Source organism: Zobellia russellii, from assembly GCF_044597075.1.
Taxonomy (GTDB): domain Bacteria; phylum Bacteroidota; class Bacteroidia; order Flavobacteriales; family Flavobacteriaceae; genus Zobellia; species Zobellia russellii.
This window is the reverse complement of sequence record NZ_CP139000.1, coordinates 2031418-2049048: the sequence shown is the minus strand read 5'-3', so window position 1 is coordinate 2049048 and position 17631 is coordinate 2031418. Positions and strand designations below refer to the sequence as shown.

The following is a 17631-nucleotide window of genomic DNA, read 5'->3' as shown; positions in this document are numbered from 1 at the left end:
AAAGTAGCTGCTTTTTTTGTTCACGGTACTGTGCAAAGTAGATAAGTATTTAATCGATAATGTATCTATTTTAAAGGCAATTCAACGTGCTTTAGAATACCTAAACATTGTAAAAACTATCGGTTACGCTCACTATTGGGGTCTTCACAACAAATTTTTCTTAAGTAGTTCTAGTACGGATATATTTGCTGGGTTAAGTGCTCGGTCCGTTCGGTCGGCATCTATTCAAAGCTTTAAAAAGTGCTAAAAATAGTGTATAACCATACTAGAATTCTTTATGTTTTTTTGGCGATGCTGTGTTCGTTACAGTTGGTCGCACAAGAAACCTATCGCGATAATTTTAGCAGTGTATCTTACTCAAATAATAATGGCAGTTCTAACTTTTCTACAAATTGGGTAGAAACTGGCGATACAAATAATGGTCCTGCCAGTCAATATATAAGAATAAGTAGTAATAGACTTGAATTTTATTGGATATATTCTGAGACCGTACGCAGATCGACTAATCTTAATGGGGCTGCAACAGCTGTGTTAAGTTTTAATTATACAACAATTAGTCTTACAAACGGTAGAGCGTTAGGTATCCAGGTTTCTAATAATGGAGGTGCGTCTTATACTACAGTGGGTACGATTAATGGTAATAATACAGGAATTTTTAGTCAAGATATATCTGGTTTTATTTCAGCAACTACAACCGTAAGATTAGCTAAATCGGGCAATAACTGGAATAATAATGATTACGCCTTTATAGATAATTTTCAGATTTCTGCAACTTTTCCCGCACCTATTCCTGTTCTGGAGGTAAATGATATAACAGTAGATGAAGACGGGGGGAATGCTACTTTTACCGTACGGCATACAGGTACGAACGCTACAGCTCCTTTTACGGTCAATTACAGAACGGTAGATGGGTCTGCAATTGATGGTAACGATTATACTTCTGCTTCTGGTATTTTAAACTTCAATGGTACGTCAGGTGATACGGAAACTGTTACCGTTCCCATTTTAGATGACGGTACTATTGAGAATCCGGAAAATTTCATATTGGAATTCACTCTAGCATCAGATCCTCAAGTAGACATTAGTGATACAGCTACAGCAACGATTATAGATGATGACGCCTTAATAATGACTAATGGCGGTAGTGCAACTACATGTAGCGATACCTTTTTTGATCCGGGCGGACTCTCTAATTATTCTAATAATCAAGATGTAACCTATACCATATGTCCGGATACAGCTGATACATATTTGAATGTCAACTTTACAAGTTTCGAAATTGTTTCTGGAGATATACTCTATATTTATGATGGTAATTCAACGGGAGCTACTTTAATAGGTCAGTATGATAGTGCCAATGTACCCACTTCAATAAATTCTTCGGCTGCTTCAGGCTGTCTAACGTTTAGGTTTGTTTCTAACGGAAGTAACACCGGAGCTGGTTGGGAGGCGGAAATTAATTGTTTTCCTGACGGTCCCATTATTATAATTGAAGATATTACAATTGATGAAGATGTGGGTAATGCCGTGTTTACCGTAAGGTCTACAAGAGCTGCGCACGGAAGAAATATATTTTTGTTTGGTTTTGTTGAAGCCCCATTTACGGTAGATTTTGAGACCGTAGACGGATTGGCCTTGGCAGGAAGCGACTATACCGCCACATCAGGAACGCTAACCTTTACAGGAGAGTTAAATAATGTTCAGACCATTTCTGTACCTATAGCCAATGATGGTATTCCGGAATTTGCAGAAGATTTTGATATTGTCTTTACTGGAGCAAATGCCCAGTATGCAGTTGTAAATTATAACGATGCGGGTAAGGGTACCATAAATTCTCAGATCTTAGCAAATGACCCATTAACACTGTTTCAAGAATTTGATGGGTATTATGATTACTCAACTACCGGAGGTACGTTACGTACAAGTCCCAATGGGGCTAGTCCTTGTGCGGTTACTACATCATCGTCCAATAGTTTGGTATCTCCTGTTCCGGCAACAGCTTCTGTTGAAAGGGCTTATCTGTATTGGTCTCATTCTAGTACGGTTCGTGATGCAGATGTAACTTTTGAAGGACAAAGTGTTTCTGCTAACTTTCTGTATCAGACATCTTTGGGCAATAGAAACTTTTTTGGTTATGTAAGTGATGTAACCACTATAGTTCAAGGCGTATCCAATTTATCAAGTAATGTTTTTGACTTTAGTGGTCTTACCATTAATAATACGGGAGAATATTGTACAACAAGTACGGTTCTTGGTGGCTGGGCGTTAATGGTTTTTTATGAAGACCGTTCTTTGCCAGCAGTAAATATAAACTTATACCAGGGTTTTGATGGTTTAAGTAATGATGGTAATTCGTTTACGCTAGATTCTTTTTATGCCATATCGGGAACAGGCGCCAAAGCTTCATTTTTATCGTGGGAAGGTGATCCAGATTTGAATGGATCTAGTTCTGGCTCTACCAATCCTGAAGAACTGTCCATTACCAATCAAAGAAATCAAAATTTTATTCTTACGGGAGATGGAGGTCAAACAGGTAATAACTCCTATAACTCTACAATTTATGACAATACAGTAGGTCCTCCGGTTTATAATAATGCTGCTACTTACGGTGTAGATTTAGATACTTATGATATTTCATCATTTATTCAACCGGCAGATAGTGAGGTCACAGCAAATGTTGATGTAGGTCAGGATTTTGTGATTTCTGCAGCGGTGGTATTGAAAGTACCGTCCAACTTAATTGCAGGTCGTGTTTTTGAAGATGTCAATTATCCGGGTGGCGCAGGCCGTGATCAATTGGCCTCTGGAGGAGTAGGAATTTCGGGTGCAATTGTAGAGCTTTTTGATTCTTCCGGTAATTTTATCCAAAGAAAAAATACAGAGGCGAACGGAAATTATTCGTTTGGAGGCATGGCAGATGGAGACTACTTTATAAAAGTAGTGAGCTCAACGGTCCGGTCTACTAGAGATAGTGGAGCAAACTGTTCTGCATGTTACCCCGTTCAGACATATAAAACCGAAATGATATCTGGTAGTATCGTAGATGTAACAGATGAAGTTGGGGGAACTGACCCAACAGCAACTCAGGATGTATCATTGGGTGTTTTCAATAATGCTCAAAGCATAGCTAGTGTTGAGGTGGCCGGTAACGGTGTTGTAGGTATTAATTTTGGATTTAATTTTAATACCATAGTAAATACAAACGAGAACGGACAAGGTTCACTTACTCAGTTTATATTGAATTCAAATGCAATAGGAGAAGTTGGTTTGGATATTGAAGCGAACGGTATATTTGATCCAGCGACAGGTGAGGACACTTCAATATTTATGATACCAACTATTAGTGATCCATTAGGGCGAACGGCCGATGCCAATTTTGCGAATGGATACTTTAATATTGCCATGTCCAATCCCAACGATTTTCCGGTAATAACTGGTTCCAATACTGTTATTGATGGGCGTACGCAAACTGCTTATTCGGGTAACACAAATACAGGAACTGTTGGTTCTGGAGGAACAGGGGTAGGAGTTTCAAATACGAATCTGCCAAACTTTGACCTACCGGAAATTGAATTATATAGTCCCTCAGGCGATGTATTGCAATTAAACGGTACAAATGTGGTAACTCGTAATATTGCTGTTCGTGCCAATAATAATGCAGGAATTATTATTCAGGGTGGGTCTGCATCTGTGTCGCACAGTTTACTGGGTGTGAATGCTCGTGGCAATGCATCGGGAAATATAGATTATGGCGTGGAAATTATTGGAGGAACATCTATTGTAGACAGCAATTATATAGCAAGAAATACGGATGAAGGTATTTTGGTGAACGGAGGAACGTCTACCCTAATACAAAACAATCATATTACGGACAATGGAAACAACGCTTGTTTTGATAATATAAAAATTAGTGGTGGGTCTGGAATTATAATTCAGCAAAACTTAATTGATAGAGCTGCTTCCCTAGGCGTAGATGCAGAAGGAATAAGCGGTTCTTTGACCATTACGGAGAATACAATTTCCAACTCGGGTCAAGATGGAGGTAAATGTTCGGGAGATGATGCAAATGTAGGTATTCGTTTGGATGGAAGTAATTCGTCTGTAACCAATAACATTATAACTTCCAGTGGCGGGGCGGGTATTGTTCTAAGTGGCGGGAATACATCAGGAAACTTAATCTCTAGGAACTCAATTTACGCAAACGGTACGGCAAGTCCTGCTCTAGGAATAGATATTGATTTATCTGATGGTTTTGGTGATGGGGTAACCATTAATGACTCCGGAGACTCGGATAGTGGTCCCAACGGTGTCCTAAACTTCCCTGTAATTACAGGGGCGTATGTTTCAGGGTCAAATCTGGTAGTAGAGGGTTGGTCAAGACCGGGAGCTACTATAGAGTTGTTTGCAACTGATATTAATGAAGGAACTGCCACTGCAGGAGATAATAGATTGGGCATGACCTATGATTATGGAGAGGGACAACGGTACCTAGGCACCATGGTAGAAGGTTCTGCTTCCGATTCGGAATCAAGGGTTACCGCTTATAGCGATGATGATAATAATACGGACAATACCAACAAGTTTAAATTCAGTATTCCACTTCCTTCAGGTATTGGTTTAGGTAACACGGTAACTACTACGGCTACATTGGCAAACTCTACTTCTGAGTTTTCTCCTTTAAGTATTGTTAAGTCGTATACTGTTATTACGAATAGGCGAATAACTTACAGAGTAAAGCCAAATTAACAATGTTATCTAATGGTTAAATATGAAATGTAAGTTTGTCCAAATTTAAACAGTTCTACGTTCGTTTTAGACACCATTTTTAGCCTTTACTTTTCTACATATTACACTATTCTCGTAAACATATGACCCTCTGTAGTATAGCGATATTATTGGACTTATCGACGATTAACACAGGAAAAAAATAAACCAAGACCTCATTTTTCAGTACGTATACAATAGGAATTCACACTTATACAACAATTATTTTCCATTGCAGGTACTAAGATTAATTTTGTAAAGTGTAATTGGATCATTCTCAATAGGATTGGTTCAACACAACCCGAAAAACTGAATAACTTAACCAAAGTTTGACATAGGTTTATTCTTTATAAACCAAGTGGCATTTAGGGTGTTCTTCATCCTCTTCGCCATACCAAAAGGCACTTCTAAGGTGCAATGTCCGGGGGCGGAATTCAGATAATTTTTTTGGAATAAAAAGTACACTGCGTCTAAAGCTAGTTCGCATGGTAAGGATAAAGATTTTGAACAATACGGTTTCAAGTAAAGTAATGGTCATGAAAAAAATAAGTATAATCTTAGTTTTCCTAATCTCCGGATTAGCATTTGCACAGACTACGGTCAGTTTAGAAGACCAATGTAACTGTGAGGTGCTAAGCGGTACCGATGTTACAGCCCCAGGATTAACTACTCCTGCAGGTGCTGACATAGGTGATATTTATGTAAATACGGATACAGGGACTATCTATTTTTGGGATGGTGATTCTTGGGAGTTGACCTCTTCCGATGATCAGCAGCTTCAAAACTTTACTTTTGATGGTTTAAGCGGAGAACTTACGCTTTCCCTTGAAAATGGGGGCACAGCATCAGTTATTTTACCGGTGGAGACCATTACTACCTTAACGGCAACGGCGCCTACAGGAAATGCTATTGGAGTTTATGAAAACGAGAACGGTGATTTAGTTACCATTAATGAAACAATAACGGATATAAGTGATGAAGGTGATGGTAATGTGACATTTACAAATGAATTAGGAGCCCAAGTAACGGTTTCCAAATCGGATATCACGGATTTAGGAGGCGGTCTTTATGAGTTCACTAATGGTGACGGAACAAATGTTACTATTGACACCAACGGAATGTCTATTGGCAATATCGTTCCGGGAAATCGCATTGCAACTGTAACCGAGGCAGATGGGTCAACAACAGATATCAACGAAACAATTACGGACATCACCGGAACTTCGACCAACGGAAACGAAATCGGTGTATACCAAAAGGAAGACGGGACTACGGTTTCCATCCAGGAGAGCATCGTACGAATAGAGGATAACAATGACGGGAACATCACTTTAGTGGATGAAGAAGGAAATACTGTAACGGTTTCCAAATCGGACATTACGGATTTGGGAGGCGGTCTTTATGAGTTCACTAATGGTGACGGAACAAATGTTACTATTGACACCAACGGAATGTCTATTGGCAATATCGTTCCGGGAAATCGCATTGCAACTGTAACCGAGGCAGATGGGTCAACAACAGATATTAACGAAACAATTACGGACATCACCGGAACTTCGACCAACGGAAACGAAATCGGTGTATACCAAAAGGAAGACGGGACAACGGTTTCCATCCAGGAGAGCATCGTACGTATAGAAGATAACAATGACGGGAACATCACTTTAGTGGATGAAGAAGGAAATACTGTAACGGTTTCCAAATCGGATATTACGGATTTAGGTGGCGGCCTTTACCGTTTCACCAATGGCGATGGAACGGACGTGGATATCAACACGAACGGAATCGATATTACTAATGTTATTGCGGGTAACCTTATTGCCACGGTAACGGAAGCGGACGGTACGGTAACGGAAATAGATGAGACGGTTACGGACATCACCGGAACTTCAAACTCCGGAAACGAAATCGGTGTATACCGTAAAGAGGACGGGACCACGGTTTCCATCCAGGAGAGCATCGTACGAATAGAGGATAACAATGACGGGAACATCACTTTGGTTGATGAAGCCGGAACAAGTGTAACGGTTTCCAAATCGGACATTACGGATTTGGGAGGCGGTCTTTACCGTTTCACCAATGGCGATGGAACGGACGTGGATATCAACACGAACGGAATCGATATTACTAATGTTATTGCGGGTAACCTTATTGCCACGGTAACGGAAGCGGACGGTACGGTAACGGAAATAGATGAGACGGTTACGGACATCACCGGAACTTCAAACTCCGGAAACGAAATCGGTGTATACCGTAAAGAGGACGGGACCACGGTTTCCATCCAGGAGAGCATCGTACGAATAGAGGATAACAATGACGGGAACATCACTTTGGTTGATGAGGCCGGAACAAGTGTAACGGTTTCCAAATCGGACATTACGGATTTGGGAGGCGGCCTTTACCGTTTTACCAATGGCGATGGCACGGATGTGGATATCAACACGAACGGAATCGATATTACTAATGTTATTGCGGGTAACCTGATTGCCACGGTAACGGAAGCGGATGGAACAATTACGGAAATAGACGAGACGGTTACAACATTGTCTACAGCAGATAATGTAACTTATACTTATGTTTCGGAAGATAATACTTCAACCAGTTTTGATGGTACGGATGATCAAGAAGCAATGGAGGTTAATTTAACAAATCCATTAGATGTTGATGGGGACAGTGTGGATGAAAATACGGTTGAAGAAGCAATTATTGATTTGGCAGCCAACGCTAGCGATAACCAGAATTTAACGGGTGCTACTTTAAGCGGAACAAATCAACTTCAAATAGATATAGAAAGAGGGAGTTCTGCAAATGTAGATTTATCATCTCTTGTAGAAACCGTAATTGCTGGTACAGGAGCTATTTCGGTAACTGATGACGGCAATGGAAACTACACGGTTAATTCAACAGATTCAGATGAAGACGAAACCAATGAGCTTACATTAATAGATAGTGGGGCACCAACAATAACACCGTCAAATGCTGGGGTAACTTATGTAGACGAGGTTGCTGGGCAGTTATATGTTTTTGACGGTACTAATTGGAACCAAGTGGGGGGCAATGCCAGTCCTGATTTAGATGGTGACCCGAACAATGAGATTCAAACTATATCCTCTACGGACGGTTCTGTAACTTTAAACCAAACAGGTAATGATTATGACCTTTCCGTAGCTGCTGCCGATGGTACGGAGACTATCGTACAATCTGGAAATGCGAACGTTACCGTAACGGGAGATGGTTCCGCAGGAAACCCATACCAAATCAGTAGTGTAGATCTAGACGAACAAAATGCTTCGGAAGTTCCGTTGGATGCTCCTTTTGATGTTGATGGTGATACGGTAAACGAAACTACGGTCCAGGAAGCATTGGAGGATTTGGCCAACAATGCCAGTGACGACCAACAGATAACAAGTGCAGTGGGTACCGCTAACGAAACGGTGGACATCGACTTAGAGCGAGGTGGTTCAACTACTATCAACATTCAGGATGCGGATGCCGACCCGACAAACGAGATTCAAGATGCTACGGAGGTAGATTTGAACACTCCTTTTGACGTGGATGGCGATACGGTAAACGAAACTACGGTTCAAGAGGCCTTAGAGGATTTGGCCAACAATGCCAGTGACGACCAACAGATAACAAGTGCAGTGGGTACCGCTAACGAAACGGTGGACATCGATTTAGAGCGAGGTGGTTCAACTACGATAAACATTCAGGATGCGGATGCCGACCCAACAAACGAGATTCAAGATGCTACGGAGGTAGCTTTGAACACTCCTTTTGATGTTGATGGCGATACGGTAAACGAAACTACGGTTCAGGAAGCTTTAGAAGATTTGGCCAACAATGCCAGTGACGACCAACAGATAACAAGTGCAGTAGGTACGGCTAACGAAACCGTGGATATCGACTTAGAGCGAGGTGGTTCTACAACGATAAATATTCAGGATGCGGATGCCGATCCAACCAATGAAAATCAAACTGTGTCAGCAGGAACCGGTATTACGGTAAACCAATCTGGTCAGAATTTTGAAGTCGTGAATGCGGCTCCAGATCAAACGGTTACAATTGCCGATGGTGGAAGCGGAAATGTTGTGGTAGGCGGTACATATCCTAATTTAACGGTAGATGTTCCTTCTTTAGATGATGCCGATGCCGACCCGACAAACGAACTTACGTTATTGGGTAATGGTTCTCCAACGGTTACACCAAGTAATAGCGGGGTAACTTATGTAGACGAGGTTGCGGGACAATTATATGTTTATGACGGTACCACATGGAATGCTGTAGGTGGAAATGCTACGCCAGATTTAGATGGTGACCCAAATAATGAGATTCAAACCATTACCTCTACGGACGGCTCTATAACGGTTACGCCTTCAGGCAACGATTATAATCTTTCTGTAGCTGCTGCCGATGGTACGGAGACTATCGTACAATCTGGAAATGCAAATGTTTCTGTAGCAGGAGATGGTTCAGCAGGAAATCCATATCAAATCAGTAGTGTAGATCTAGACGAGCAAAATGCTTCGGAAGTATCTTTGGATGCTCCTTTTGACGTGGATGGCGATACGATAAACGAAACAACGGTTCAGGAAGCATTGGAAGATTTGGCCAACAATGCCAGTGACGACCAACAGATAACAAGTGCAGTGGGTACCGCTAACGAAACGGTGGACATCGATTTAGAGCGAGGTGGTTCTACAACGATAAATATTCAGGATGCGGATGCCGACCCAACAAACGAGATTCAAGATGCTACGGAGGTAGCTTTGAACACTCCTTTTGATGTTGATGGCGATACGGTAAACGAAACTACGGTTCAAGAGGCTTTAGAAGATTTGGCCAACAATGCCAGTGACGACCAACAGATAACAAGTGCAGTGGGTACCGCTAACGAAACCGTGGACATCGACTTACAGCGAGGTGGTTCTACAACGATAAATATTCAGGATGCGGATGCCGACCCAACAAACGAGATTCAAGATGCTACGGAGGTAGCTTTGAACACTCCTTTTGATGTTGATGGAGATACGGTAAACGAAACTACGGTCCAGGAGGCTTTAGAGGATTTGGCCAACAACGCCAGTGACGACCAAACGCTAAGTACGGATGGTAATCCTGGAAATGTTAGTATATCCGAAGGAAATGCAATTAATTTAAATGTAGACGATGCCGATGCGGACGCTTCAAACGAAATACAAACCTTAACCTCAACAGACGGTTCTGTAACCTTAAATCAAACAGGTAATGATTATGACCTTTCCGTAAATTTCCCTGCTGGAAGTGATAATCAAAATATCGAAAGTTTAGCAATAAATACAAGTTCAAATGTACTTACTGTGGGTATTGAAGACGGGAATAGCCAAACAGTAGATTTATCACATTTAGATGATTCGGGTACGGACAACCAAAACATTCAGAATTTAACTTTTTCGGGAACTACTTTAACCGTTGGAATTGAAGGAGGAAGTTCTGACACTGTGAGTCTAGCCGATTTAGCGGATAATCAAAGTATTCAAGGGTCAGGTCTTTCGGGAAATACGTTAACAATAGGCATAGAAGATGGTAGTTCTGAAACGGTAGATTTATCAAGCTTAGCAAATACTGATAATCAGCAGATAAGTCTTACAGGAAATATCATCACTTTAGATAATGGTACAGGCCCGGATACAACCGTTGATCTTACAGATTTTAGAGATGATCAAAATCTTAGTAGTGCAGTTGTGGTGCCAAACCGATCCGTTGAAATACAAATTAACGATGGTACCAATACCACAATAGACATTAGGGATGAAGATTCGGACCCAACAAACGAAATAGAACTGCCTTCAGGTGGGAATAATGGACAAGTACTTTCTACGGACGGTACAGGAACTTATTCATGGATTAATCCGGATACAGGCCCACAAGGTCCGCAAGGTGAAGTAGGTCCTCAAGGTCCGCAAGGGGATACGGGAGCTACAGGAGCCCAAGGCCCACAGGGTGAAGTCGGTCCACAAGGTCCACAAGGCGATACCGGAGCCACTGGAGCAACGGGTCCTCAAGGTCCGCAAGGAGATACCGGTGCCACAGGAGCAACGGGTCCTCAAGGTCCACAAGGGGATACGGGAGCTACAGGAGCCCAAGGCCCACAGGGTGAAGTCGGTCCTCAAGGTCCACAAGGAGCTACAGGAGCAACAGGTCCTCAAGGAGAAGTTGGTCCTCAGGGTCCACAAGGAGATACAGGCGCTACAGGAGCCCAAGGCCTGCAAGGAGAAGTTGGTCCTCAGGGTCCACAAGGTGAAGTTGGCCCACAAGGTCCACAAGGGGATACGGGAGCCACAGGAGCGACAGGTCCACAAGGAGAAGTTGGTCCTCAGGGTCCACAAGGAGATACAGGAGCTACAGGAGCCCAAGGCCCGCAAGGAGAAGTTGGTCCTCAAGGTCCACAAGGGGATACGGGAGCCACAGGAGCGACAGGTCCACAAGGTGAAGTTGGTCCACAAGGTCCACAAGGGGATACAGGAGCTACAGGAGCCCAAGGCCCGCAAGGAGAAGTTGGTCCTCAAGGTCCACAAGGAGATACCGGAGCTACAGGAGCCCAAGGCCCGCAAGGAGAAGTCGGTCCACAGGGTCCACAAGGGGATACCGGAGCCACTGGAGCAACGGGTCCTCAAGGTCCGCAAGGAGATACGGGAGCCACAGGAGCCCAAGGCCCGCAAGGTGAAGTTGGCCCACAAGGTCCACAAGGAGAAGTTGGTCCTCAGGGTCCACAAGGAGATACCGGAGCCACAGGAGCAACGGGTCCTCAAGGTCCGCAAGGAGATACGGGAGCGACAGGTCCACAAGGTCCACAAGGAGAAGTTGGTCCACAAGGAGATACAGGAGCTACAGGAGCCCAAGGCCCGCAAGGTGAAGTTGGTCCTCAGGGTCCACAAGGGGATACGGGAGCCACAGGAGCAACAGGTCCACAGGGAGAAGTAGGCCCACAAGGCCCGCAAGGAGATACGGGAGCAACAGGTCCTCAAGGTCCACAAGGAGATACGGGAGCCACAGGAGCCCAAGGTCCACAAGGTGAAGTTGGTCCTCAGGGTCCACAAGGGGATACGGGAGCCACAGGAGCAACAGGTCCACAAGGTCCACAAGGAGATACGGGAGCTACAGGAGCCCAAGGCCCACAAGGAGAAGTTGGTCCTCAAGGCCCGCAAGGAGCTACAGGAGCCCAAGGTCCACAAGGTGAAGTTGGCCCACAAGGTCCGCAAGGAGATACTGGCGCTACAGGAGCCCAAGGCCCGCAAGGTGAAGTCGGTCCACAGGGTCCACAAGGAGATACGGGAGCAACAGGTCCTCAAGGTCCACAAGGAGATACAGGAGCAACAGGCCCACAAGGCCCGCAAGGGGATACCGGTGCCACAGGAGCCCAAGGTCCACAAGGTGAAGTTGGTCCTCAGGGTCCACAAGGGGATACAGGCGCTACAGGAGCCCAAGGTCCTCAGGGTCCACAAGGTGAAGTTGGCCCACAAGGTCCGCAAGGAGATACAGGCGCTACAGGAGCCCAAGGCCCGCAAGGTGAAGTTGGTCCTCAGGGTCCACAAGGAGATACCGGTGCCACAGGAGCAACGGGTCCACAAGGTCCTCAGGGAGATACAGGAGCCACAGGAGCTCGTGGTCCGCGGGGAATCCAAGGGGAAACAGGTCCTCAAGGCCCGGCCGGTCCGCAAGGAGCCCAAGGTCAACAAGGTCCACAGGGGCAACCAGGTCAAAACGGACAAAACGGACAAGACGGTCAGGATGGGGCTCAGGGACCTCAGGGACCTCAGGGACCTCAAGGTCCTCAGGGACAACCAGGTCAAGATGGTCAAGACGGTCAAACTGGAGCTACCGGCCCTCAAGGCCCAGCAGGTGATCCTGCCACAGACGATCAGACCCTTAGCCTATCAGGAAGTAATTTGGCAATCTCTGGAGGGAATAGTGTTGATTTATCCAGTTTATCAGATCATGATTGGTACGAGGTAGGTACATCAAATGCTCCGAACAATATAAACGATAATATTTTTACTCAAGGAAATGTTGCTATCGGTAGAACCTCTATTACGGCTAATAGGGCTTTAGATGTTGAAGGTAATGTTGAAATAAACGATTACCTATATATGAATGGTAAGAATACTTTGAGGGCAACTGACGATAATTATTTGCGTATTAATTGGAGCAACGACTATGCCTTAGGAACATTTTTTAATGGAAATGTAAGAATGTATGACGGTTTGGTAGTAAATGAAAGGGGAGCAAATAGTGATATGAGAGTTGAAGGAGACACTGAAACATTTTTACTATTTACAGATGCTTCTTCCGATGAAGTAGGTATTGGTACCAGTTCACCAGATGCCAGATTAGATGTAGAAGGTGGTACAGTACGTTTTTCTGATTATGGATCAAATGCCGTAACGGGTAATGCTACTACGTTAGTAGGTGTTGAGGCAGATGGCGATCTTGTTGAAGTAAACTCTTTAAAAGCTTCTAAGATTTTCTATCCACCTTCTATAGAAGTAGACGCTTCAACAAATGGAACCGGTAGAACTATAGACTTGCACGCTCAATATGTTGCACAATTCGGTTCGCCAATGGTAGCTAGTGCCTCGGCACCAGCAGCTATTCCAACATATGCCAATACGGAGTTGTATTACTATGTTACTTTTTACGATACGGCAGTTTTTGACAATGTATCCGTAAATGCTTCCGGAATAATGACCTATGATGTTATTGGACAACCAGCAAGTTATAACTCGTTGATCAATGTAGTTTTTGTAGTAAAATAATTTAAACGGTAACCAATCGATTTGAGAGCGATAACTACATATAAAAAACTGGTCCTCAGTTTGGTTTTTACCATTCTGGGGTTTGCCGTCTCCAATGCTCAGTATTTATTACGCGCTCCAGATGACACCCCAGAAGAAACCAGAACCAACTTTCGCTGGTATGAAGCGCAGGACACCAGTACTGTTTTAAGTACGGATTCCTTCTTGGAAGTAAATGATCAAGGGATTTATTTTGCAACGTACGATGGTACCTTATGTGGTAAGAATGCAACCAGTTATTTTATAGTAACCAATTGTAATTCGCCATATAATGAGGTCACTCTTGATATTAGTGATAATACGGATAACCTTTCTTCGGGAGCAACAGTGAGTTGGTACCCTCCTTTGCCAGGAGACCAGAGTGCCCCTATGGTTATTGCCACACAGAAGGTGGAGCGCTATATAGCTACTATTACTAAGGCTGGTAATGCAAAAAGTCTACCTAGTTTTACCGTAGTCTGTATTGATGAGTCGGCCATTCTGGTCGATGATCTCGTTACTGTAGACGAAGATGATTCAGTGGTAGTGGATATTTTTGACAATGATAGTGAGCTGCCTACACAAGGTACACTTACTGCAACCAATCCGGTAAACGGAACGGTAAATATTGATAATAACGGAACACCTAACGATCCTACAGATGATATTGTGACTTATATTCCGGATCCAGATTACAATGGTCAGGATACGTTCAATTATACGGTCTGTAATATTTTTGGGGACTGTAGTACGGCTACGGTTACAGTAGATGTGCTACCCATTTTGGATACTCTTGATGATAGCATAGCTACTACAGAAGATACGCCGGTAGAATTGGATATTCTTGGTAATGACAATGATATTCCAACAACAGGAACTTTAACGACCACGGACCCAACAAATGGAACGTTAGTATTGGATAACAATGGTACACCCAACGATCCATCCGATGATAGGGTTACATACACTCCTAATGAAAATTTTGATGGAAGCGACTCATTTACTTATACGCTTTGTGATACGGTAGGTAATTGTGATACGGCTACGGTAACTATTTTGGTAACGGATGCCATTGATTTGGATACAGATGATGATGGAATCTTAAATAGTTTTGAAGATTTGAATTTAGATGCCGATAATGATCCGTCTACACATCCAACGGATACGGACAATGATGGCATTCCGGATTATTTAGATATTGATAGTGACAATGATGGTATCCCGGATAACGTAGAAGCTCAAACCACTATTGATTATATCCCGCCTAGTGGATTGGATTTGAATGGAAACGGAGTGGATGATGCCTATGAAAATAATGGTGGATTAGGAATTATCCCAGAAGATACGGACGGAGACGATTTACCGGATTACGTTGATGATGATAGTGATAATGACAATGTTCCGGATAGAATAGAAGGGCATGATCATAATAGAGACGGTATTCCTGACGTTACTTTAATTGGTTCGGATAAAGATCGCGATGGTCTTGATGACGGGTACGAAGGCGAAACGGCAATTGATCTTGATGTTAATGATGAAATAAACGATCCATATAACGATTTACCAAATACGGATGGCGATGGAGAATCTGATTATAGGGATACGGATGATGATAATGATGGTATCCAGAGTAAAGACGAGGATATAAATATTGATGGGAATTATGCCAATGATGATACGGATGGCAATGGTATACCGGAATATTTAGAGCCTAACGCAGAGGAAGAACCTATTGAGGTATTTAACGTAGTGACGCCAAATAATGACGGAGCCCATGACGTACTGACCATAACTGGGCTGGAAAACTACCCGGATAACTCAATTAGGATTTATAATAGATGGGGTGTTCTTGTATATACTACACAGGCTTACAACACCGAAGGAAACGTGTTTGACGGAACCTCTCAAGGAAGGGTTACTGTTGATGCAGATAGAAAATTACCGGTTGGTACGTATTTCTATATTTTAGATTACAAAGATGCTCAAGGTGAACAAAAATCACTTTCAGGATATATATACATTAACAGATAGCAGTAATGATGATCCCAAATCTCAGAATAACCGCTTACAAACTAGGTGCGCTACTCGCCGTTCTTATTACGGTTGGTATACAGAATGTCGTTGCACAACAAGATTCTCAGTATACCCAATATATGTATAATACGGTGAGCGTCAACCCTGCTTATGCGGGTTCTCGAGGTCATATTAGTACAGCACTCTTGCACCGTTCCCAATGGGTAGGGTTGGATGGAGCTCCTACAACGCAGACCTTCAACATACATTCCCCTATTGGGTATAGAGGTGTGGGCCTAGGTGCTTCAATAGTTAATGATAAAATTGGCCCTACTTCCGAGACTTATATTGATATAGACTTTTCATATACGGTATACACATCCTCGGAAGGTAGATTAAGTTTTGGGCTAAAGGGAAGTGCCCATTTACTGGACGTTCGTTTTTCGGAACTCAATCAATTTACAACAGATACAAGTTTACAGAATGATATAGACAACAAGTTTTCGCCTAATGTTGGTGCAGGTATTTATTATCATAATGAGAGGTTCTATGCAGGTCTTTCTGTTCCACGTATATTACAGACCCTTCATTTTAAAGATGGTCCGGCACCGTCTACGGCCAAAGAACAAATGAACTTTTACTTTATAACAGGCTATGTTTGGGATTTAAACGATAATACAAAGTTTAAACCCGCTTTATTGACCAAACTGGTTACTGGAGCCCCATTGCAAGTTGATATTTCGGCAAACTTTATGTTTAGCGAAAAATTTATCCTTGGAGCGGCCTACCGTTGGGATGCGGCATTCAGTGGTATGCTAGGGTTCAATATTTCCAAGAAGTTCTTGATTGGTCTTGCTTATGATCGCGAAGTTACCGAGCTGGGTAAAGCGGTCTATAATTCGGGCTCTTTTGAAGCCATTTTAAGATATGACTTCATAAGCACAAAGGGTAACTTAAAATCACCTCGTTTCTTTTAGAAGTTTTTATAAAATTGACTCACTTTCCTTAATTTATCATCTTCTCTTCACACGATACTAACTTAAAGGTATTATTTTTGTCCGGAGGCGCTTTTTTTGTGCTTTATAAAAAAGGAGATATTTGAAAGAAGAAGAAGTAATCTTGGTAGACCAAGACAATAACCAAATAGGAACAATGCCTAAAATGGAGGCGCATGAAAAAGCTATGCTTCATCGCGCATTTTCTGTTTTTGTAATGAATGATAAAGGTGAGACTATGTTGCAGCAACGAGCTGCCCACAAGTACCACTCTCCCAATTTATGGACCAATACGTGTTGTAGCCATCAACGTGAAGGCGAGAGCAATATAGAGGCGGGAAAGAGAAGATTACAAGAAGAGATGGGTTTTGTTACCGAACTTAAAGAACTGTTTTCTTTCATCTATAAAGCGCCATTTGATAACGGGTTAACGGAACATGAGTTTGATCATGTTATGATGGGTAGTTATACCGGAGAACCAAAAATTAACCCGGACGAGGTAGCGGATTGGAAATGGATGAAGCCTTTTGATATTAAAAAAGATATGGTACAAAATCCGGATACGTATACGGCGTGGTTCAAAATTATTTTCGAGAAGTTTTATGACCACATAAGCCAAAATTCAATTGAGGATGAAAGTAAAGGTTAGTAGAAAGGCCCATTTTAATGCCGCCCATCGTTTGTATCGTAAAGATTGGAGCGATGATAGGAATGCTCAGGTCTTTGGCAAATGCAACAACCCCAATTACCACGGCCATAATTATGAATTGATTGTTAGCGTTACGGGAGAAATAGACCCCGAAACGGGCTTTGTCATGGATATGAAAGTTTTAAAGGATTTAATTGGCGATAAAGTAGAGGATGCTTTAGATCATAAAAATCTGAATGTTGAAGTTCCGGAATTTAAAGACATTAATCCAACTGCAGAAAATATTTCAATTGTTATTTGGAACAAACTAAGACCTCATATTAATGAAAGGCACGAGCTTGAGGTTGTATTATATGAAACCCCCCGAAATTTTGTCACCTTTTCAGGATAGAACGTA

The 17631-nt window shown here is 42.7% G+C and carries 7 protein-coding genes; 6 read left to right on the top strand and 1 reads right to left on the bottom strand.

The genetic code is table 11. From position 1 onward, the window contains the following. The first annotated feature begins 240 nt into the window (after positions 1 to 240). Positions 241 to 4746, top strand: a complete 4506-nt coding sequence (locus SJY45_RS08220; RefSeq protein WP_400074016.1) for a Calx-beta domain-containing protein — start codon at positions 241 to 243, stop codon at positions 4744 to 4746. A gap of 358 nt (positions 4747 to 5104) precedes the next feature. On the opposite strand, the gene SJY45_RS08215 is transcribed toward SJY45_RS08220, so the two are convergent. After that, positions 5105 to 5302, bottom strand: a complete 198-nt coding sequence (locus tag SJY45_RS08215) for a hypothetical protein (RefSeq protein ID WP_400074015.1) — start codon at positions 5300 to 5302, stop codon at positions 5105 to 5107. Between SJY45_RS08215 and SJY45_RS08210 the strand changes: the two genes are divergently transcribed. The 5 genes from SJY45_RS08210 to SJY45_RS08190 all read left to right on the top strand — a co-directional run bounded on the left by SJY45_RS08210 (position 5301) and on the right by SJY45_RS08190 (position 17625). Continuing rightward, on the top strand, positions 5301 to 13559 hold the full coding sequence (locus SJY45_RS08210; protein ID WP_400074013.1) for a hypothetical protein: 8259 nt from the start codon (positions 5301 to 5303) through the stop codon (positions 13557 to 13559). The genes SJY45_RS08215 and SJY45_RS08210 overlap by 2 nt on opposite strands. 21 nt (positions 13560 to 13580) lie before the next feature. Further along, the gene (locus tag SJY45_RS08205; RefSeq protein ID WP_400074011.1) at positions 13581 to 15608 is read left to right on the top strand and encodes a gliding motility-associated C-terminal domain-containing protein; all 2028 of its coding nucleotides are present in this window, start codon (positions 13581 to 13583) and stop codon (positions 15606 to 15608) included. Positions 15609 to 15616: 8 nt separating this feature from the next. Beyond that, the gene (locus SJY45_RS08200; protein WP_400074317.1) at positions 15617 to 16567 is read left to right on the top strand and encodes a type IX secretion system membrane protein PorP/SprF; all 951 of its coding nucleotides are present in this window, start codon (positions 15617 to 15619) and stop codon (positions 16565 to 16567) included. A 121-nt stretch (positions 16568 to 16688) separates the two neighbouring features. Beyond that, complete coding sequence (gene idi, locus SJY45_RS08195) at positions 16689 to 17234, top strand: isopentenyl-diphosphate Delta-isomerase (RefSeq protein WP_400074009.1); 546 nt, start codon at positions 16689 to 16691, stop codon at positions 17232 to 17234. Beyond that, positions 17218 to 17625 (top strand): 6-carboxytetrahydropterin synthase, encoded by a 408-nt coding sequence (locus SJY45_RS08190; RefSeq protein ID WP_215441056.1) that lies wholly within the window; start codon positions 17218 to 17220, stop codon positions 17623 to 17625. Before idi ends, SJY45_RS08190 begins: the two co-directional genes overlap by 17 nt. The last annotated feature ends 6 nt before the right edge of the window (positions 17626 to 17631 follow it).

Excerpts from the sequence above, each read along its gene's own strand:
- SJY45_RS08210 (WP_400074013.1), top strand. The coding sequence starts at position 5,301 with ATGAAAAAAATAAGTATAATCTTAGTTTTCCTAATCTCCGGATTAGCA.
- SJY45_RS08215 (WP_400074015.1), bottom strand. The coding sequence starts at position 5,302 with ATGACCATTACTTTACTTGAAACCGTATTGTTCAAAATCTTTATCCTT.
- SJY45_RS08200 (WP_400074317.1), top strand. The coding sequence starts at position 15,617 with ATGATCCCAAATCTCAGAATAACCGCTTACAAACTAGGTGCGCTACTC.
- SJY45_RS08190 (WP_215441056.1), top strand. The coding sequence starts at position 17,218 with ATGAAAGTAAAGGTTAGTAGAAAGGCCCATTTTAATGCCGCCCATCGT.